Origin of the sequence: Rheinheimera mangrovi, assembly GCF_003990335.1 — a bacterium.
Lineage (GTDB): Bacteria > Pseudomonadota > Gammaproteobacteria > Enterobacterales > Alteromonadaceae > Pararheinheimera > Pararheinheimera mangrovi.
In genome coordinates, this window is the sequence record NZ_CP034683.1 from 2,502,914 (window position 1) to 2,521,809 (window position 18,896).

An 18,896-nucleotide genomic window follows, 5' to 3' on the forward strand; every position below is an offset into this window, starting at 1 on the left:
GAGTTGCAGGGAGGCGACAAGAGCGCGAGACCCCAGGAGCATAGTTAACCTATGTGACTGGGGCTTGAGCTCGCAGTCAACAACGCTGCGGCTTCAAGTACGAAGGGGATATGTGAGGGATAATGTCGACACTAAGAGTACTGGCGGGAGCCACGGCCTTTGAACATCTGCAACAACACGGCTTACGTCAGCAGGATATCCATTTAGTCTTAGGCGCCAGTGGTGGCCCTAAATGGTTTTGTTTATTTGGTTTAGATCAGTATTTGTTTGGTGAATTTTTTAAAGACAGAAGCACGCCTTTATCTTTAGTTGGTAGTTCGGCTGGTGCCTGGCGTTTTGCCTGTGTCACGCAGCAAAACCCTGCTGCTGCGACTGAACGATTTGCCAAAGCTTACAGCAGATTGTGTTTTCCACCCAAGGCCAGCATAGATCAAATTACCTCAACCTCAGCCGCCGTCTTGGATCAGGTATTTCCTGACGAAGACTGCATCTTGCAGGTGTTAAATAACCCCGTACTGCAACTGAATTTTATTGCTGCCCGCGAAGTGAAAGTCAGAAAGTCGGAGCGCAAAGGCGCTCAACTGCGGCGTTTGCTGCTGGCTGCCGGCGCGAATTTGCTTAAACCTGCTTTGCTGCAAAAGTTCTACAAAAGAGTGGTGATGCAAAACCACAGTAATCCGGGCTTATTGCAGCATGTGCCACATGAAGCTTACCCACTGACCATAGATAACTTTAAAGCCAGTTTGTTGGCTTCAGGTTCTATTCCTATGGTGATGCATCCGGTGAAAGATCCTGCCGGATTACCAGCGGGTTTATATATGGACGGTGGTTTGTTGGATTACCATCTTTCCTTGCCTTACCAGCAGGAAGGTTTGATTTTATATCCACACTTTTATCCGTACCTGATCCCTGGCTGGTTTGACAAATCTTTACCCTGGCGCCGCGCTAAAGCAGCTCAAATGGACAAAATGATCCTGCTGTGCCCATCAGAATCCTGGGTAAAATCTTTGCCTTACGGCAAAATTCCGGACCGCAAGGATTTCGACAAACTAACTGATGCCCAGCGTCTGGAGTATTGGGCCCTGGTGCTGGAACGATCAAAAGAGCTGGCAGAGGATTTAAAATCCGGTAATTATCTGCTGGAAAAAATTTAGTTCAGGCAGGCCCCCATGAATAAACTCTGAGCTTTGACTGTATACCGAAGAGTAATTGAGCTGGGCAGCCATCAGATCCGCTCAGGGCCTCATGAAAGATCAGTGTGCCTATGTGACTGGGGCTTCAGGTGGCGCCTTGACCTGATTTTTTGTTTTACCTGACAACACCAACGCCATGCTGACCTTAGGTTATGTGCCTGCTGATGGGGTAAGCGATCAGGTTCTGATGCCACATGGTGGTTTCTTCGACGCGCTTTATGGCTTGGTTGTCACTTATGCTCAGGGACCAGAACATGCTGTGATGCATAATGAGGAACCCGCTGTACAAAGAGCAGAAACACTGGGTAACAATGGGTGGATTAACTTTAATGGCGAAAAACCGGAATTATTAACTCAGGTGAAAAGTAGCAGTAAAGCCTTAGGATCCGGACTGGTGCTCCGGGTCTGTTGTTAAAAGGAAATAAAATGACAACAACCTATCAATGGTTTAACCCTCCTCTGCATTACTCAGACGAGCCACCATTGCAATTTACAACCGACGCCAACACAGATTTCTGGCAACATACCCATTATCACTTCTATCGGGATAATGGCCATTTTTACTACTGGAAAAGCAAAGCCGCCAGATTATCCCTACTTGTTGAAGTGCAGGTGAACGCTAATAGCAAGTTCGATCAAGCAGGTATTATGCTGAGAAAAGACGCGCATAATTGGTTGAAAATTTCTGCTGAGTGGTTGTCACCTGAAGAAGCTGCACTGGGCTCAGTGAATACGTTGGCTGGAAAATCAGACTGGGCTAGCCAAAGCATCAAGCCTGCAAAAAGCTGGATATTAAAAATAGAAATTTCTCAGCAGGACGCTATTGTCTCAGCCCTATCAGGACAAAGCTGGCAGCAACTGCGAGTACTTGATATCAGCCATATTAGGGATAAAGATCTGATTTGTCTCGGTATTTATGGCTGCAGCCCGGATGGGCCAGGCTGCGAAATTATTGTTCAGCGTATCGAATTTAACGAATCAGCTTTATAAAGAGCAGGTCATATAACAGGCTATTTCCGGTAAATAAGTATCCAGAATAGCCTGTTGCTCTGCACTGATCTCCCTCACTTTTACAAAACCTTGTTTTGCCCAATAGCCTTCAGCCCCCTGCACTGCCACCAGAGCCAATGCCTCTAAGCCTAGTTTCTTCGCTTCAGTGCTGGCATTAGCCAATAACGCAGGCGCTAACGCCTGTCCGCGAAAATCACTGGAAATCGCCATATCATGCAGATACAAGCAGTTGGTATTTTGATACTGAGGAAAAGGAGCAGCTAAAGGCGTGATACTGCCTAACACAGAGGGATAGGCCAATAAGTAACCTGCCATTTGCTGATCAACAAAATAACCCCAGCAGGTCTGAGTAAAAGCAGACACTCGTTCTGACATCACAGCTGCCGATTCAACCAGTTCTTCGCTGTAGCAATTTTGTTGTACCTGCATCAATTGTGGTACATCACAAGCGGATAAAGTAAAAACAGACATAACAGACACCGACACACATCAGCGGTAACGCTTGAATTGAAAACAAAAACCACCTGCTTTGGCTAAGACAAGTGGCTTTTTTAAAACACTGAGCCTAAAAGTTATTTGTTTAGTTTTTTAGTTCAGACTTTTTAACAACGTCTGGTCCAAACCGTCTGCAGTGAGTAGCTTCACGATAGCTGTGCAGTGATCCAAAGTAAAATCACCTTCGCTGATTTGCAGGTTTAATGCTTCACGACGTTTTTGTACCACATCAGACAAGGTTTTATTGTCAGCGTCTGCGCCTTTTAATTTCTGCTCTAATTTGGCTAGCCATGGATAAAGCTGCTTTTCAGCGTCATAGGCCTGCTGTCGAATTTCTGGATGGTAATCTTCGCACGCATTTAAATTTAACAAGTAAAAATTCAGATAACCGGCAACGGTCAGATACTGGTAGTCCACTGTGTCAGCTTTCACCGCAGAAGACAATGTCGCAGAACTTAAACATAAAGCAGCGAACAGGCTGTAACCTAATTTCTTCATCAAAGACTCCCCAAAAAAATCGTAAATTCGATACTCAATCTACAGAGAATAACCTTCCATTTCAACACGACAGGTTATTTATAAGCTGTAAATTTAACATCCAAGCACTGGCCTATCATTTTTTTCATTTAAGCCAATTAAAATATGCCGGCAGGTATTCTGACCCAACCTTCCATTAATACCCGCGCACTTCGACTCATGATAGCTTTGGTTACCTTCCACTCGCCATCCACTAAAGCCGCTTCGGCCCCTACCCTTAAAGTGCCGGACGGATGACCAAAACGCACAGCTTTGCGTTTTACACCACCAGCCGCCAAATTGACTAAAGTGCCGGGTATCGCAGCTGCAGTGCCAATAGCAACAGCAGCAGTACCCATCATGGCGTGATGCAATTTGCCCATAGATAAAGCACGTACCACCAGATCGATATCGCCTCTAGTCACGGCCTTACCGCTTGAGGAGACGTAATCAGTCGAAGGCGCGACAAAAGCTACCTTAGGCGTATGCTGGCGGGTTTTGGCATCGTCAATATGCGCAATTAAACCCATTTTCACAGCACCATATGCCCGGATAGTCTCAAACATCGCCAATGCTTTGGCATCGCCATTAATGGCATCCTGCAGCTCTGTGCCTGTATAACCTATGTCTTTGGCGTTCACAAAAATGGTCGGAATACCAGCGTTGATCAGTGTCGCCTTGAAAGTACCGACACCTGGCACGTCCAACTCATCGACTAAGTTGCCGGTTGGGAACATAGAACCGCCGCCCTCGCCGTCTTCGTCTGCGGCCGGGTCGATAAATTCCAGCTGCACTTCAGCGGCAGGGAAAGTCACACCATCCAGTTCAAAATCACCGCTTTCCTGCACTTCGCCGTTGATCATCGGCACATGAGCAATAATGGTTTTGCCAATATTGGCCTGCCAAATCCGCACTGTAGCTTTGCCGTTTGCTGGAATACGGCTGGCATCGACTAAACCTGCGCTAATGGCAAAAGAGCCAACAGCGGCTGATAAATTGCCGCAGTTACCACTCCAGTCGACAAAAGCTTTATCAATAGATACCTGACCAAACAGGTAATCCACATCATGATCCGGCTGCTGGCTTTTCGACAAAATCACGATTTTGCTGGTACTGGAAGTAGCCCCCCCCATACCATCAATTTGTTTGCCATAGGGATCCGGGCTGCCAATCACTCGCAGCAACAGCGCATCACGCGCTGCTCCCGGAGTTTGAGCCGCTTCTGGCAAATCCTGCAGACGGAAAAACACGCCTTTACTGGTACCGCCACGGATATAAGTGGCCGGAATTTTTAGCTGAGGTAAATAGGTCATGTTGCAGCTCCTCAGACTTTGGCTTCAAGGAAGTCTTTGGCAAAACGCTGCAATACACCGCCAGCTTCGTAAATAGACACTTCTTCGGCTGTATCCAGACGACAGGTCACAGGCACCTGTAGCACTTCGCCATTACGACGGGTCACTACTAGTGTCAGTGTCGCTCTTGGTGTGCGATCGCCCTGCACATCGTAAAGTTCAGTCCCGTCCAGTTGCAGGGTTTTGCGGTTCACTCCGGCTTTAAACTCAAGCGGTAATACCCCCATCCCCACTAAGTTGGTACGGTGAATACGCTCAAAACCTTCAGCCACTATGGCTTCAACGCCCGCTAAACGCACGCCTTTGGCCGCCCAGTCACGTGATGAACCCTGACCATAATCAGCACCTGCCACAATAATCAGCGGCTGTTTGCGCTCCATATAAGTTTCAATGGCTTCCCACATCCGGGTGACCTGACCTTCAGGCTCAATCCGGGTTAAAGAACCCTGCTTGATTTTGCCATCCACTACAGCCATTTCGTTGATGAGTTTTGGATTAGCAAAAGTGGCACGCTGCGCTGTTAAGTGATCACCACGGTGGGTGGCGTAGGAGTTAAAGTCTTCTTCCGGCAAGCCCATTTTGTGCAGGTATTCGCCTGCAGCACTGTCCATCATAATGGCATTGGAGGGCGATAAGTGGTCTGTGGTGATGTTGTCACCTAATACAGCCAGAGCACGCATGCCCTTCATGGTACGCTCACCTGCTAAAGCACCTTCCCAGTACGGCGGACGACGGATATAGGTACTTTGCGCGCGCCAGTCATACAGCGGGCTAATTTTTTCGCCGTAATCGACAGACAGCGCAAACATAGGCTCATAGACTTTGCGGAACTGCTCTGGTTTAACACTGCTGGCCACCACCGCATCAATTTCTGCATCTGTTGGCCAAATGTCTTTTAAACGAATTTCGTTGCCGTTTTGATCCAGCCCCAGCACGTCTTTTTCAATATCAAAACGCACAGTACCGGCAATGGCATAAGCCACCACTAAGGCCGGAGAGGCTAAAAACGCCTGCTTGGCATAAGGGTGAATACGGCCATCAAAGTTGCGGTTACCTGACAACACAGCTGTGGCGTATAAATCACGCTCTATCACTTCTTGTTGGATCACAGGATCCAAAGCACCACTCATGCCATTACAGGTGGTACAGGCAAAAGCCACAATGCCAAAACCCAGACTTTCCAAATCGGCCATTAAATTGGCTTCTTCCAGATACAGCGCTACGGTTTTAGAGCCAGGGGCTAATGAGGTTTTCACCCAAGGCTTACGGCTTAAGCCTTTGGCTCTGGCGTTACGCGCCAGTAAACCGGCAGCTATTACGTTACGTGGGTTACTGGTGTTGGTGCAGCTGGTGATAGCAGCAATAATCACAGCGCCATCCGGCATCAAACCTGGTTCATTTTCGACCACGCCTGCTATACCTTTGGCGGCTAAATCGCTGGTTGATACCCGCGCATGAGGATTGGAAGGACCTGCAATAGTGCGGCCTACACTGGATAAATCAAATCGTAATACCCGCTCATATTCGGCCGTTTTTAAACTGTCAGACCACAGGCCTGCAGTTTTGGCGTAGGTTTCCACCAGCTTGACTTGCGCTGGCTCGCGGCCTGTCAGGGTTAAATAATCCAGCGTTTGCTGATCGATAGAGAACATAGCGGCAGTAGCGCCATATTCAGGCGTCATGTTAGAGATAGTAGCGCGGTCGCCTAAACTCAGACTGCTTGCGCCTTCACCAAAAAACTCCAGATAAGCAGAGACCACTTTTTCTTTGCGTAAAAATTCAGTCAAGGCCAGCACTATGTCGGTGGCCATAATGCCCGGCTGTGCTTTACCCGTTAGCTCCACACCAATAATATCCGGCAGACGCATCCAGGAGGCACGGCCTAACATCACGCTTTCTGCTTCTAAACCACCTACCCCAATGGCAATCACACCCAGCGCATCCACATGAGGGGTATGGCTGTCGGTACCGACTAAAGTATCAGGGAAAGCCACACCATCTATAGCGTGAATAACAGGTGACATCCGCTCTAAATTGATCTGGTGCATGATGCCGTTACCTGGCGGTATCACATCGACATTTTTAAAGGCTTTTTTCGTCCAGTTGATAAAGTGGAATCTATCGTCGTTACGTCTGTCTTCGATAGCACGGTTTTTCTCAAAGGCATCTTTTTCAAAACCACCATGCTCTACAGCCAACGAGTGATCAACAATCAGCTGAGTGGGCACTACAGGGTTTACTTTGGCCGGATCGCCACCTTGCAGCGCAATAGCATCACGCAGACCTGCTAAATCCACTAAAGCGGTTTGACCTAAAATATCGTGGCAGACCACACGGGCCGGAAACCATGGAAAATCCAGATCCTGCTTGCGGTAAATCAGCTGTTTTAATGAGTCTGTTAAAGTCGCCGGATCGCAGCGGCGTACTAAGTTTTCAGCATGAACACGGGAGGTATAAGGCAGTTTGGCATAAGAGCCCGCTTCAATGTCGTTACAGGCTGCAGCTGCATCAAAATAATCCAGGTTAGTGCCTGGTAAGTTTTTACGGTAATTAGAATTCATGGCGTGGCCACTCAGTTAAATTGTTTACTTTAGATCCTACAAAAGCCCTTCGCGGGCTTCTGTTCGGATCCCCTAAGTAATTGATGTTGCAGGGAGGCGACAAGTGCTCGAGACCCCAGGAGCATAGTGTTCTATGTGACTGGGGCGAGGCACGCGGTCAACGAAGCTGCAGCTTCAATTACGACGGGGATTAACGCTGCGCCAATGGCGTTACAGTACGTGGTTCCACGCCCGTATATTCAGCACTTGGGCGGATGATACGGTTGTCGGCACGTTGCTCCATCACATGGGCAGCCCAGCCTGTTAAACGTGAACAGACAAAAATCGGCGTAAACAGCTTGGTTGGAATACCCATGTAGTTGTAAGCCGAGGCATGGAAAAAGTCTGCGTTACAGAACAGTTTTTTCTCGCGCCACATGACGCTTTCACAGCGTACAGAAATGTCGTACAAGGAAGTATTGCCGTTGGCTTTACCCAGCTTTTCTGACCATTCTTTGATCACTGCGTTACGTGGGTCGGACTCTGCATAAATGGCATGGCCAAAGCCCATGATTTTTTCTTTACGTTCCAGCATGCCCATTAACTTGGTTTCGGCATCATCCGGATTGTCCATCTTTTCAATCAGTTCCATCGCAGCTTCGTTCGCGCCACCGTGCAGAGGGCCACGTAATGAACCTATAGCGCCTGTGATGCAAGAATGCATGTCACTTAATGTGGAAGCACAAACACGGGCCGTAAAGGTAGAAGCATTAAACTCGTGCTCTGCATATAAAATTAGCGAAGAGTTCATTACATCCGTGTGCAGCTGAGTTGGTTTTTCACCATGTAAAGTCCAGAGGAACTGCTCGGCAATAGAATCGGCCGCTGTTTCCACTTCAATGCGCTGACCTTTATGGCTGAAGTTATACCAGTAGTTAATTAAGCCAGGGAAAATCGCCAGTAACCTGTCGGTTGCATCCTGTTGCTGGGCAAAACTCTGTTCAGTTTCTAAGTTGCCTAACATAGAGCAACCCGTGCGCATCACATCCATAGGATGAGCAGAAGCAGGAATACGTTCCAGCACTTCTTTTAATGCCTGTGGCAGGTTACGCATAGCTTTTAAGCGTTGTTTGTACGCAGCCAGTTCTGCTTCGTTAGGTAACTCGCCTTTTAAAATCAGGTGCGCTACTTCTTCAAATTCACAGTGAGCGGCTAAGTCTTTGACGTCGTAACCACGATAGGTCAGGCCAGAACCTGTTTTGCCTACTGTGGATAAAGCGGTTTTACCTGCGATTTGGCCACGTAAGCCAGCGCCTGATAATTCTTTTGCGTTCGCCATCTTGTCTCTCCGTTTTTAATTTGTTCTGTTGATTTATTGAATGCTGTTTGGCTTATGATTATTTTTTGTTGGCCCAACTTTTTATTTTGAGCTTTTGCCTACGGCAAATAACGCATCCAATTTCTGCTCATAACTGTGATAGTTCAGGAAATCGTAAAGTTCAGCCCGGGTTTGCATGTTGTCGACTACAGCTTTCTGATCGCCATTGGCCAGAATAGACTCATACACATTCAGTGCAGCTTTGTTCATAGCACGGAAGGCACTCAACGGATAGAGCACCATACCCACACCTACCCCAGCCAATTCAGCTTTGTTAAATAAAGGCGTTTGGCCGAACTCAGTGATATTGGCCAGCACAGGGACTTTCAGCACCTTAGTAAAGGCCTGATATTGCTCCAGCGTATAAACAGCTTCAGCAAAAATGGCATCGGCACCGGCTGCTTCGCAGGCTAAAGCGCGTTCAATAGCGGCTTCTAAACCTTGCTGTTGCAACGCATCGGTACGCGCCATAATAAAAAAGTTCTCGTCTGTTCTGGCATCCACGGACGCCTTAACGCGGTCGACCATTTCGTCCAAAGAAACGATTTCTTTGTTCGGTCTGTGGCCACAACGTTTTTGCGCCACCTGATCTTCAATATGAAAACCTGCAGCACCGGCTTTGGTCATTTCTTTCACAGTGCGGGCAATATTAAAAGCACCACCCCAGCCTGTATCGGCATCCACCAGCAATGGCAGTTCAGTCGCACCAGTAATACGGCGGATATCTTCACAAACATCGTTGAGCGAAGTCATGCCTAAATCCGGTAAACCAAAAGAGGCATTAGCCACACCAGCACCTGATAAATACAAAGCTTTATGACCCACACGTTCAGCCATCATGGCGGTGTAGGCGTTAATAGTGCCCACCAGCTGTAACGGATGATTGTCTTTAATTGCCTGACGGAGCAGAGCGCCAGCGCTTTTTACATTAGCCATGTGAAGTCCCCTGTTGAAGTAACTGTTGTTCAATATTACGTTTGGATGCGGCGATATGACGGCGCATTAATAAGTCGGCCAATTCGCCATCACGATTGGCAATGGCGTTGATAATAGCTTTGTGTTCGTCAAAAGCCCGTGATACCCGTGGGCCATTCATGCCAAGCTGCACTCTGTACATCCGCACCAGAAAATACAGCTCGTCACTTAAGATATTAATCAGATAAGGATTTTTACTGCCCAAAATCACCCGATAATGAAAGTCGACATCACCAGCCTCCTGGTAATAACTTTCACCTTCGCGCACCCGTTGTGTCGACAAATGCTGATCAAGTAGCGCCCGCACTTCAGCAATTTCCTGCTCTGTCATATGCTCAGCCGCTAAACGACAAGCCAGGCCTTCCAGCTCTTCGCGCAGCTGATACAAAGAACGTAAGCCTTCAATCGACAGCTTGACCACACGGGCACCAGCATTGGGTGTGCGCTCTATCAGATGACAGCGCTCTAAACGCGCTAAGGCTTCACGCAGCGGTGCACGGCTTAAATCATAACGGCGGGCCAGTTCAGGCTCACTGATCTTGGTGCCAGCGGGAATTTCGCCTTCCACTATAGCGGTACGAATTTGCACCAACACCCGGTCGGCCGCAGTAATAGCTTCTTTAAATTCGGTAGCCAGCATTAGATTGTCGACAATAATTAGAATGTTATTACGTTTTACGCCTGATACAGACTTTGGTCAAGCTAAAATGAGATGTTATGTCGACATAAAGACTAAAGTACTAGAGGAAGTTGTATGGATTTATGGACGGGTTTTGAAGATGCTTTTGTTTTAACTTTTGAAACACTGGTTACTGTATTCAGCTTTACAGTAACCACGGCATTTTAATTTAAGACGCGGTTTGCGAGCTTTGCTGCCACTGTTGCATATTCACGCCTTTAATAATCATCCACAGACTTAAGCTTAATTCAGCAGCTAACACCGGCATCAGAACCCAGGGGAATAGCAGCGAAGCCAGGGCTGGCGCCAGCAACAAGGCCAGGCTATTGATCAGATAACATAGACCCGCTAGCGCCAACATTGCTCCGATAAAAGCCGGAAAAAAGCCCGATTTAATAATCAGATAACCACGCAGCAAACAGGCCAGCGCAAAAAAGATCAGCCCTATGCCAAAACCATAGCTGTGCAGCCCAATAGCAAGATAAGACCAGGCAGCCAATTGCTCCGAAGAAAACGCAGATGCAGCAGCCCCACCACCTAATAACAACAATGGAATGACTAACAACAGTTTATTGGCCACCAACATAGCGGTTTGGATCAGGTTAAAAAAAGTGGCGGCCAGATTCAGCCCCGCGTTGACGCGTTTAAACAATAAATAAAACAACACGATAATAGGGATATCGAGCAGTTGCATCGACAAGTCCCCTACTATGCCCAGCCTCCACAATGAGGATGACGCCATAATATTCTGCGCTGTGGCTGCTGCATCTAGAGGAACCACCAGAGAGCCTCTGACCATCAATTCACCAAAAAGGCCCAACACAATGATGGCCAGATAAAACACTCCCCCCAGACGCACATAAAACTGCGGTGCACGTTCAAACGCTGAATTCATAGTTGGACCTTTTAGTGGCAGTGGTTATTAAGTGAATTGAATCAAGTAATTACACTGGCAGATCTCAGTCAAAAAAGATAGCTACCACACAATGAAACATAGGGAGTCTCTGATTCTTTATTTCCGCAACGAAACAAATAAAATCAGCTGGTCAGATAGGTTCCTGCTGGCGGATTTGCAGTTTTTATTAGATTAATTTTTTCTAACATTCATAACCTGTAAAAACTTTGGCTTCTATGGAGATTTTATGACTCTGATTTTAATTCTTCAGCAAAAGCTTATACAGCCTGAGGTGGAGTGGATAACTTGGGGATAACTGCGGTATAAGGTTAGAATAAGTTTTGACTTCAGTTTCCAATTGAAGCACTTAAAAAGCAAAGACTGATGCAGGAAATTTCTGCAGCTTTGTCTACACTCAAAACCAGTAAGTTAACCTGTTTGTCCTCTTTGGTTCCGTATAGCGCACGGCTCATTTAGATGAGCCATTCCCCTAAGCCCAGAATGGTTCCCTTGATTCTGGGCTACTTTTCCCTTCAACTAATCTCTTTTAACTGATTGAAATAGCTGGTAAAAATTTGCTGAGGTTTGTTCCGCCAACAATTCAATGCTGACATTACGCTGTTCTGCAATACATGCAGCCACTGCGCTGACATAAGCAGGCTGATTGGTTTTGCCACGATAAGGCACAGGAGCTAAATAGGGCGAGTCGGTTTCAATTAATAAGCGGTCCGCAGGGATTTGCCGCGCTACAGCTCGCAACTCATCAGCATTACGAAAGGTCACAATGCCGGATAACGAAATATAAAAACCTAAATCCAACGCCGCTTTTGCTGTATCCCAGTCTTCGGTAAAGCAGTGCAATACACCACCACAATCAGCAGCGCCACCAGAGCGCAATAAATTCAAGGTGTCCGCTCTGGCATCACGGGTATGCACTATCAAAGGTTTTTTCAGCTCACGGCCGACCGCTATATGAGCGACAAACGCCTCTTGCTGAATAGCTTTGCTGTCCGGACTGTAAAAATAATCCAGACCTGTTTCGCCTACTGCGACAACAGCAGGATCCGCGCAATAACGACGCAGTAACTCGATATCAATCTGGTCTTCCTGATGCAACGGATGCTCACCACAAGAGACTGACACTTGTGGATAAGCCGCCACCAGTTGTTTCATTGCGGGAAATTCTTTCAGGCTGACCGATACACACAACATATGCTCTACTTTGGCTGTCACAGCTTGTTGTATAACTTCAGGCAGGGTCAGGGCTAATTTATCCCATTCCAGACGGTCGAGGTGGCAATGTGAATCAACAAACAAAAGTGTTCTCCAAAATAGTATTTAAAACAGCCTTTTCGTTTTAAAGGCTGTAGGTAGGCTCAGTAGAATCGAGCATACCACCTAATAGTTTTTCAATTTTATCCTGCAGCTGAAATTTATCGTCGATAAAAGCCACGCCAATGCCAGCCGGAGTAGAGCTTTGTGCGCCTTGGGGGGTCAGCCAGGCAACTTTGCCAGTTACACGCACAGCTTCCAATGCGTCAGGTAAAGTGACCAACAAAGATAAAGAGTGCCCCATACGGTAAGGCCGTGCTGTACGCACAAACAAACCGCCATTTTTCAGAAATGGCATATAGCAGCGGTACAGCTCTTTTAGTTCAGTAAAATCCAGTTGGATTTCTTCCACAGGTAGCTCCTGTTACAGCAAGGCCGATCGAAGTTGCACTAATAAGGCTGATAAATTCAGCGCGGCATTTTGCCCTGAAATCAGCTGACGGTCACGACCCCATTGCTGCAAAGACAACAATAACTGGTGATGTTTCAGCTGCATATCAGCGCCTTTCTGCCACAACTCCTGTCGTACAAACCAGAATAAGGTTGAAGGCAGTTGGTCAGTGTCCGGTAAATGGGCCAACAGCTCATACATATCTAACTGAGCGGACACGAACTTCTTCAGCATAACCAATTGTACAGAAATTGCTGCCGCTTCATCGTTTTCTAATAATTTCAATGCTAATAAAGGTGCACCGCCGACGTACTGCAGTAAAAAGTCAGGTACAGGCCTGCTGCTGTGCTCCTGCAACCAGTGTTCTATTTGTTCACCGTACACAGGAGCTAAAGCCCAGCTCTGACAACGGCTTAAAATAGTAGGCAATAGCTGCGCTGGATGAGCACTTTGTAAAATCAGAAAACTGTTTTGTGGTGGCTCTTCCAGAGTTTTTAATAGCGCATTGGCCGCAGCTTCTGTCATCAGTTCGGCCTGTGGAATAAGCGCCAGCTTAACGCCACCTTGCTGCGATGCACCTTGCATAAACTGACCCAAAGCACGTATCGGATCCACCCCTATACTGCTGCTGCCTTCTGTCGGCAGTTGCCACAAGTCCGGGTGATGACCAGAAGCCATCAGCTGACAACTTTTACATAAACCACAAGGCAACAGCTGTTGTGGGCTTTTACATAACAAATATGCGGCCAGGCGTTTGGCAAGCGCCAGTTTGCCAATACCAACAGGGCCAGTCAGCAACAAAGCGTGGTGCAACTGCCCTGCTTCTGCCAATTCAGTCAGTTTGTATTGGTATGAGTCCAGCCAGGGGAAATCAGACATCAGAGAGTAGACCTGGGTTTAAGGAGCCGCTTTGATAAGCCTGTTGCAGAGCATTCAGTATTTGTTGCTGCACCTGCTCCATAGACTGACTGGCATCTATGGTGACTATATTGGCCTCAGTGGCCGCGATTTGCAGATACTTAGCCCGGGTGCGTTGGAAAAACGCCAGTTGCTCCTGCTCAATGCGATCCAATTCACCGCGAGCCTGAGCACGTTGTAAGCCTATAGCTGGGTCTATATCTAAATACAGTGTTAAATCCGGCTTTAAATCACCCAATACCACCTGCCGAATGCTGTTAATCAGACTTTCATCCAGTTGACGACCGCCCCCCTGATAAGCGCGGGACGATAAATCGTGACGATCACCCAGCACCCAGCAGCCTTGCTGTAATGCAGGCTGGATCACAGTTTTTACCAGCTGCACACGGGATGCATACATTAGTAATAACTCGGTTTCTGGCGCAACTAATTCATCCTGCACCTGCTTGACGAGGGTGCGGATTTGTTCGGCTAAAGGAGTGCCGCCTGGTTCACGGGTGCTGATAAACTTGATGTGATGTTCGTTCAGCCATTGCTGGATAGTACGGATAGCGCTGGTTTTACCTGCGCCTTCCAGCCCTTCCACCACAATAAAACGACCTAAAGTTGTCATTGTTTTTTCTTTCCAAAAATATACTGCTGCACTGCGGCATTGTGCTCTGCCAAAGTACGGGAAAACTGATGGGTGCCGTCGCCTTTTGAGACAAAATACAGCCAGTCGCTGTGTGCCGGCTGAGCCGCAGCTATGATAGAACTGCCACTTGGCGCCGCAATTGGGCCTGGCGGTAAACCAAAATGCTGATAGGTATTGTAAAGGTGCGGATTCTTTAAATCCGCTCTGGTGATATCGCCATTAAAACTATCACCTAAACCATAGATCACAGTTGGGTCTGTTTGTAGTTTCATACCAAGCGCTAGGCGATTGACAAAAACTGAACTGACCAATGGTTTTTCCGGCTCGTGGCCACTTTCTTTTTCTACGATAGACGCCATGATCAGTAATTCATAGGGCGTTTTATAGGGTAATTTTTCCTGACGGCTATCCCAGGCATTTTGCAAACGTTGGATCAGAAGCTCGTTGGCGCGCTTTAATAATTCAGTACTGGTACTGTTGGCTGTGTAATTATAGGTTTCAGCAAAAAACAAAGCTTCGGCATTGGCTGGTTTATTGCCCCAGGCTTCAGGCCACTTTGCCAGTTCGACTAATGCAGCTTTATCCGTCAGATCATGCTGTAAATATTCAGCTTCAGCTAACCGCTTTAAGCTTTGGCTTAAGGTTTCACCTTCTTTGATGCTAAAGGCAAACTGCGCCACTTTGCCACTGGCGAACAAATGCAGCATTTGTAATAAACGGGTTGGTTTTTGATCAGTAGGTACTCTGTACACGCCTTGATGTAACTTTGAAAGCTCAGGATGTATTCGCAAATAAACGGATAACCAACGGCACTGGGCGTTGCTCAGCAGATTTTGTTGCTGCCAGTTACGACAAAGTTTCATCGCGCTGTCGCCGGCTTTAATTTCTATATAAGCCTCTGTCAGCGGCAAACGGCTTTGGCTGTATTGTTGCCAGATATTGGTTAAACCAAAAAAACTGACTAGCGAAACTAACAGCACTACAAATAAAGTTCGGATCAAAGCTCAACTCCGCTAACAAACTGACGCACCAGTTCGATATTTTTAGTTTGCCCGGCAAATTGCTTTACCGGCACTACGCCCATCAGGGCATTACAAATCAGTAGCGCATCAGCTTGCTGCAGATCCGCAAGACCAAAATTGCCTTCGGTGACCAGGAGATTAGCCATCAGATGTTGACGCATCACACCCTTCACACCAGCTTGATCCAATGCAGGCGTATACCACTGGCCATTTCTACAAAACATCAGATTAGCAGCAGAGACTTCAATCACTGCATCACTTTGGTCCAGCACCACTAGTTCATCTACATCACGCTCTGCTAATTCGGCTTTAATCAGCACTTGCTCCAGCCTGTTGTTGTGCTTGAGACCAGCCAAAGCAGGCTGCTGCGCCAATTTAAAATCAGCTACACCAAGGCAAATGCCCTGCTGCTGCCAGTTGCGGTAATCAGGTAAAGCAGCGGTGCTGATATAACAACAAGGTGATTCAATACCTTGGGGGCTATAACCCCGGCCGGCCTGGCCACGGCTGATGAGTACTTTAATCACTTGCTCAGGTGCTGAAATTGCCTGCTGGACTTGAGCTGTGAGCTCATCCGTATCAAAAGAATGGATCTGCAAAGCTTTAGCGCCTGATACCAAACGCTGCAGATGCAAATCCCACAGCATAGCTTTGCCGCCTTTTACCCTGATTGTGGTAAAAAGCCCATCACCATACTGAAAGCTGCGATCTGTGCTGCCGGGTCTCTGCAGATAAAGCATCAATGCCCATCCAAAGCTTCTGTAAAAATCTGGCCGAAGTATGCCTGAAATCAATGATTTTGGAAATGCAGGTGCCGAGTCTTGTCTCAGACTCAAAAATGGCTAGAACAGCAGGAATTTGAATTAAACAATTGATAGAAGGGCCAGAGCTGAAGCTCTGACCCTCTCGTTTTAGATTTTCTTAAACAGAATAGAACCGTTAGTGCCACCGAAACCAAAGGAATTACATAAAGCGTATTCCATTTTGGCGTCTCGGGCCGTGTGCGGAACATAGTCTAAATCACAACCTTCGTCCGGATTATCCAGGTTAATGGTTGGAGAGACTTTCTGATCAATCAGCGACAAAATCGTGATGATAGATTCAACAGAGCCTGCAGCACCCAATAAGTGCCCCATCATCGACTTGCTGGAACTGACCATTAAGCCTTCTGGTTTAGCACCAAAAATAGATTTAATCGCCATAGTTTCAGCTATATCACCTGCAGGCGTCGAGGTACCATGTGCATTGATGTACTGCACCTGATCGGCATTGACACCGGCATCACGCAGAGCGTTTTTCATCGCAAGCGCAGCACCACGACCATTTTCTGGTGGTGACGTCATATGATAGGCATCGCCACTCATACCAAAACCTACCAGTTCGGCGTAAATTTTTGCGCCACGGGCTTTAGCATGTTCGTACTCTTCCAGTACCACAACACCAGCGCCATCACCTAATACAAAACCGTCACGGTCTTTGTCCCAGGGACGACTGGCCTGTTGTGGCGCATCGTTACGGGTCGATAATGCACGGGCAGCACCAAAGCCCCCCATACCTAAAGTCGTCGATGCTTTTTCTGCACCACCGGCAATCATGGCGTCTGCATCACCGTAAGCAATCATACGGGCGGCCTGACCAATGTTATGCACACCTGTAGTACAAGCAGTAACGATACTGATATTTGGACCTTGCAGACCTAACATGATAGATAAATGACCAGAAATCATGTTGATAATGGTAGAAGGCACAAAAAACGGCGATAAACGACGTGGGCCGCTGTTCAGTAATTTGGTGTGGTTTTCTTCGATTAAACCTAAACCACCAATACCTGAACCTACAGCAACACCAATACGTTCGGCGTTTTCTTCATTAATTTCCAATCCGGAATCTTTAAAGGCCTGCACACCGGCAGCCACACCGTACTGGATAAACAAATCCATTTTTTTGGCTTCTTTGGCCGGGAAAAACTGTTCGACGTCAAAATTTTTGACTAAACCAGCAAATTTGGTGGTGTAAGCCTCTGGATCAATATGATCAAACAGCGCTATTCCACTTTGACCTTGTAATAAAGCCTGCCAGGTCGACGTTACATCGTTCCCCAGGGGCGTTAGCATACCTAAGCCCGTCACAACCACTCGACGTTTTGCCACAGAATCCTCCGCAGTCTGATTTATTCTTTATTGCTGATCCGCTTCTGCATTTCATACGTAGCAGGCAGCTTCAGAAACAAAAACGGGTAGCAGAGGCTACCCGTTTTGTCAGCTCATCGCTTACTCAGCGTGGGCTTTGATATAGTCGATAGCAGACTGTACCGTTGTAATTTTTTCAGCTTCTTCGTCTGGGATCTCTGTGTCGAATTCTTCTTCCAGAGCCATAACTAATTCTACTGTGTCCAGAGAGTCAGCGCCTAAATCGTCAACGAAAGAAGATTCGTGCTTCACTTCTTCTTCTTTAACGCCTAACTGCTCGATGATAATTTTTTTAACGCGTTCTTCGATGTTGCTCATCTTTTCTTCCTTTTTCTCATGTAAATCGCAACAATTGGTGCAATTTTGTTTGGCGGCTAGTTTATGCGTAAGCCCGGTTTGTTGCAAGCAAAGCACTTCGCTTTTCATGCTGGTCAAACCATTTGCCTTCGTCTTTGCAGCCGCAGCTTTGTTGACTTCGCTCTGTCGCCCCAATCACATAGAATACTATGTTCATGGGGACTCATCGCTTGTCGTCGCGCTGCACCACCAATGACTTTGGCATTTTGCCTTAGTTCCTGAAACAGCAGTTTTATTGACTGCAACTTCAGCCACACTGGCAAAAGCTTACACCATATACATACCACCGTTGATATGAATGGTTTCACCCGTAATATATGCTGCCGGACCTGAGGCCAAAAAGGCTACAGCGGCTGCTATTTCTTCCGGCTTGCCCAAGCGATTTGCCGGGACCTGGCTGAAAATTGCTTCTTTTTGCTCTTCTGACAATTCTTTGGTCATATCGGTGTCGATAAAACCTGGTGCAACAGCGTTCACCGTGATACCACGGGAAGCGACTTCTTTAGCCAATGACTTGGTAAAACCTAATACACCGGCTTTCGCCGCAGCATAGTTAGTTTGACCCGCATTACCCATAGAACCTACCACTGAACCTATGCTGATGATCCGGCCGTGACGCTTTTTCATCATGCTACGCAGCACAGCTTTACTTAAACGGTACACAGATGTCAAATTGGTTTGCATGATGTCGAACCATTCTTCTTCTTTCATGCGCATCAACAGGTTATCGCGGGTAATACCAGCGTTATTCACCAAAATGTCAATGTCACCAAACTGTGCTTTTATCGTCTCTAAACACTGCTCAATTGACTCTGCATCGCCGACATTTAACACCAGGCCTAAACCTTTGTCACCTAAATAAGCGGAAATAGCTGCAGCACCTGATTCAGTTGTTGCAGTTCCAACCACTTTAGCGCCTAAAGCGGCTAATTGTTCAGCAATAGCACGACCAATACCGCGGCTAGCGCCCGTGACCAAAGCCACTTGACCTTCTAAAGAAATAAATGGAGTTGTCATTC

Annotated in this window: 20 protein-coding genes; 3 read left to right on the forward strand and 17 right to left on the reverse strand. The window is 47.1% G+C overall.

Annotation, left to right across the window (positions count from 1 at the left end):
* Nucleotides 1–122 precede the first annotated feature (122 nt).
* The 3 genes from EK374_RS11230 to EK374_RS11240 all read left to right on the forward strand — a co-directional run bounded on the left by EK374_RS11230 (nucleotide 123) and on the right by EK374_RS11240 (nucleotide 2,183).
* Nucleotides 123–1,154: a patatin-like phospholipase family protein gene (locus EK374_RS11230; protein WP_206099186.1), complete on the forward strand. Its 1,032-nt coding sequence runs from the start codon at nucleotides 123–125 to the stop codon at nucleotides 1,152–1,154.
* Between the two features lie 175 nt (nucleotides 1,155–1,329).
* Nucleotides 1,330–1,608: a hypothetical protein gene (locus EK374_RS11235; protein WP_127023374.1), complete on the forward strand. Its 279-nt coding sequence runs from the start codon at nucleotides 1,330–1,332 to the stop codon at nucleotides 1,606–1,608.
* An 11-nt stretch (nucleotides 1,609–1,619) separates the two neighbouring features.
* A complete protein-coding gene (locus tag EK374_RS11240; RefSeq protein WP_127023377.1) occupies nucleotides 1,620–2,183 on the forward strand; it encodes a DUF1349 domain-containing protein in 564 nt (187 codons plus the stop codon).
* Here EK374_RS11240 and EK374_RS11245 read toward each other — a convergent pair.
* The 17 genes from EK374_RS11245 to fabG form a co-directional block, all read right to left on the reverse strand.
* The gene (locus EK374_RS11245; RefSeq protein WP_127023380.1) at nucleotides 2,178–2,675 is read right to left on the reverse strand and encodes a GNAT family N-acetyltransferase; all 498 of its coding nucleotides are present in this window, start codon (nucleotides 2,673–2,675) and stop codon (nucleotides 2,178–2,180) included. The genes EK374_RS11240 and EK374_RS11245 overlap by 6 nt on opposite strands.
* 117 nt (nucleotides 2,676–2,792) lie before the next feature.
* Nucleotides 2,793–3,197, reverse strand: a complete 405-nt coding sequence (locus EK374_RS11250) for a hypothetical protein (protein WP_127023383.1) — start codon at nucleotides 3,195–3,197, stop codon at nucleotides 2,793–2,795.
* Between the two features lie 137 nt (nucleotides 3,198–3,334).
* On the reverse strand, nucleotides 3,335–4,528 hold the full coding sequence (gene prpF / locus EK374_RS11255) for a 2-methylaconitate cis-trans isomerase PrpF (protein WP_127023386.1): 1,194 nt from the start codon (nucleotides 4,526–4,528) through the stop codon (nucleotides 3,335–3,337).
* A gap of 11 nt (nucleotides 4,529–4,539) precedes the next feature.
* Entirely contained in the window at nucleotides 4,540–7,128 is a 2,589-nt protein-coding gene (gene acnD / locus EK374_RS11260; protein ID WP_127023389.1) for a Fe/S-dependent 2-methylisocitrate dehydratase AcnD, read from the reverse strand.
* 190 nt (nucleotides 7,129–7,318) lie between these two features.
* Nucleotides 7,319–8,446, reverse strand: a complete 1,128-nt coding sequence (gene prpC / locus EK374_RS11265) for a bifunctional 2-methylcitrate synthase/citrate synthase (RefSeq protein WP_127023392.1) — start codon at nucleotides 8,444–8,446, stop codon at nucleotides 7,319–7,321.
* 81 nt (nucleotides 8,447–8,527) lie between these two features.
* On the reverse strand, nucleotides 8,528–9,421 hold the full coding sequence (gene prpB, locus EK374_RS11270; RefSeq protein ID WP_127023395.1) for a methylisocitrate lyase: 894 nt from the start codon (nucleotides 9,419–9,421) through the stop codon (nucleotides 8,528–8,530).
* A complete protein-coding gene (locus EK374_RS11275; RefSeq protein ID WP_127023398.1) occupies nucleotides 9,414–10,100 on the reverse strand; it encodes a GntR family transcriptional regulator in 687 nt (228 codons plus the stop codon). Before EK374_RS11275 ends, prpB begins: the two co-directional genes overlap by 8 nt.
* A gap of 208 nt (nucleotides 10,101–10,308) precedes the next feature.
* On the reverse strand, nucleotides 10,309–11,034 hold the full coding sequence (locus EK374_RS11280) for a DUF4386 domain-containing protein (protein WP_127023401.1): 726 nt from the start codon (nucleotides 11,032–11,034) through the stop codon (nucleotides 10,309–10,311).
* Between the two features lie 537 nt (nucleotides 11,035–11,571).
* Nucleotides 11,572–12,351, reverse strand: a complete 780-nt coding sequence (locus EK374_RS11285) for a TatD family hydrolase (protein WP_127023404.1) — start codon at nucleotides 12,349–12,351, stop codon at nucleotides 11,572–11,574.
* A gap of 40 nt (nucleotides 12,352–12,391) precedes the next feature.
* Nucleotides 12,392–12,718 (reverse strand): PilZ domain-containing protein, encoded by a 327-nt coding sequence (locus EK374_RS11290; RefSeq protein ID WP_127023407.1) that lies wholly within the window; start codon nucleotides 12,716–12,718, stop codon nucleotides 12,392–12,394.
* A gap of 12 nt (nucleotides 12,719–12,730) precedes the next feature.
* Nucleotides 12,731–13,636: a DNA polymerase III subunit delta' gene (holB, locus tag EK374_RS11295; protein ID WP_127023410.1), complete on the reverse strand. Its 906-nt coding sequence runs from the start codon at nucleotides 13,634–13,636 to the stop codon at nucleotides 12,731–12,733.
* On the reverse strand, nucleotides 13,629–14,288 hold the full coding sequence (gene tmk, locus EK374_RS11300; protein WP_127023413.1) for a dTMP kinase: 660 nt from the start codon (nucleotides 14,286–14,288) through the stop codon (nucleotides 13,629–13,631). Before tmk ends, holB begins: the two co-directional genes overlap by 8 nt.
* Entirely contained in the window at nucleotides 14,285–15,310 is a 1,026-nt protein-coding gene (gene mltG, locus EK374_RS11305) for an endolytic transglycosylase MltG (RefSeq protein ID WP_127023416.1), read from the reverse strand. Before mltG ends, tmk begins: the two co-directional genes overlap by 4 nt.
* Nucleotides 15,307–16,071 carry an aminodeoxychorismate lyase gene (pabC, locus tag EK374_RS11310; protein ID WP_127023419.1) on the reverse strand — a complete coding sequence of 255 codons (765 nt, stop codon included), beginning with the start codon at nucleotides 16,069–16,071 and terminating at the stop codon, nucleotides 15,307–15,309. The genes mltG and pabC overlap by 4 nt, the downstream gene beginning before the upstream one ends.
* A gap of 171 nt (nucleotides 16,072–16,242) precedes the next feature.
* On the reverse strand, nucleotides 16,243–17,481 hold the full coding sequence (gene fabF, locus EK374_RS11315) for a beta-ketoacyl-ACP synthase II (protein ID WP_127023422.1): 1,239 nt from the start codon (nucleotides 17,479–17,481) through the stop codon (nucleotides 16,243–16,245).
* Nucleotides 17,482–17,601: 120 nt separating this feature from the next.
* A complete protein-coding gene (gene acpP / locus EK374_RS11320; RefSeq protein ID WP_008898948.1) occupies nucleotides 17,602–17,838 on the reverse strand; it encodes an acyl carrier protein in 237 nt (78 codons plus the stop codon).
* Between the two features lie 306 nt (nucleotides 17,839–18,144).
* Nucleotides 18,145–18,894, reverse strand: coding sequence for a 3-oxoacyl-ACP reductase FabG (gene fabG / locus EK374_RS11325; protein WP_233280234.1), 750 nt, complete (start codon nucleotides 18,892–18,894; stop codon nucleotides 18,145–18,147).
* Nucleotides 18,895–18,896: the final 2 nt, after the last annotated feature.

Coding starts and splice junctions, on each gene's coding strand:
- EK374_RS11230 (WP_206099186.1), top strand. CDS start 123: ATGTCGACACTAAGAGTACTGGCGGGAGCCACGGCCTTTGAACATCTG.
- EK374_RS11235 (WP_127023374.1), top strand. CDS start 1,330: ATGCTGACCTTAGGTTATGTGCCTGCTGATGGGGTAAGCGATCAGGTT.
- EK374_RS11240 (WP_127023377.1), top strand. CDS start 1,620: ATGACAACAACCTATCAATGGTTTAACCCTCCTCTGCATTACTCAGAC.
- EK374_RS11245 (WP_127023380.1), bottom strand. CDS start 2,675: ATGTCTGTTTTTACTTTATCCGCTTGTGATGTACCACAATTGATGCAG.
- EK374_RS11250 (WP_127023383.1), bottom strand. CDS start 3,197: ATGAAGAAATTAGGTTACAGCCTGTTCGCTGCTTTATGTTTAAGTTCT.
- prpF (WP_127023386.1), bottom strand. CDS start 4,528: ATGACCTATTTACCTCAGCTAAAAATTCCGGCCACTTATATCCGTGGC.
- acnD (WP_127023389.1), bottom strand. CDS start 7,128: ATGAATTCTAATTACCGTAAAAACTTACCAGGCACTAACCTGGATTAT.
- prpC (WP_127023392.1), bottom strand. CDS start 8,446: ATGGCGAACGCAAAAGAATTATCAGGCGCTGGCTTACGTGGCCAAATC.
- prpB (WP_127023395.1), bottom strand. CDS start 9,421: ATGGCTAATGTAAAAAGCGCTGGCGCTCTGCTCCGTCAGGCAATTAAA.
- EK374_RS11275 (WP_127023398.1), bottom strand. CDS start 10,100: ATGCTGGCTACCGAATTTAAAGAAGCTATTACTGCGGCCGACCGGGTG.
- EK374_RS11280 (WP_127023401.1), bottom strand. CDS start 11,034: ATGAATTCAGCGTTTGAACGTGCACCGCAGTTTTATGTGCGTCTGGGG.
- holB (WP_127023410.1), bottom strand. CDS start 13,636: ATGTCTGATTTCCCCTGGCTGGACTCATACCAATACAAACTGACTGAA.
- tmk (WP_127023413.1), bottom strand. CDS start 14,288: ATGACAACTTTAGGTCGTTTTATTGTGGTGGAAGGGCTGGAAGGCGCA.
- pabC (WP_127023419.1), bottom strand. CDS start 16,071: ATGCTTTATCTGCAGAGACCCGGCAGCACAGATCGCAGCTTTCAGTAT.
- acpP (WP_008898948.1), bottom strand. CDS start 17,838: ATGAGCAACATCGAAGAACGCGTTAAAAAAATTATCATCGAGCAGTTA.
- fabG (WP_233280234.1), bottom strand. CDS start 18,894: ATGACAACTCCATTTATTTCTTTAGAAGGTCAAGTGGCTTTGGTCACG.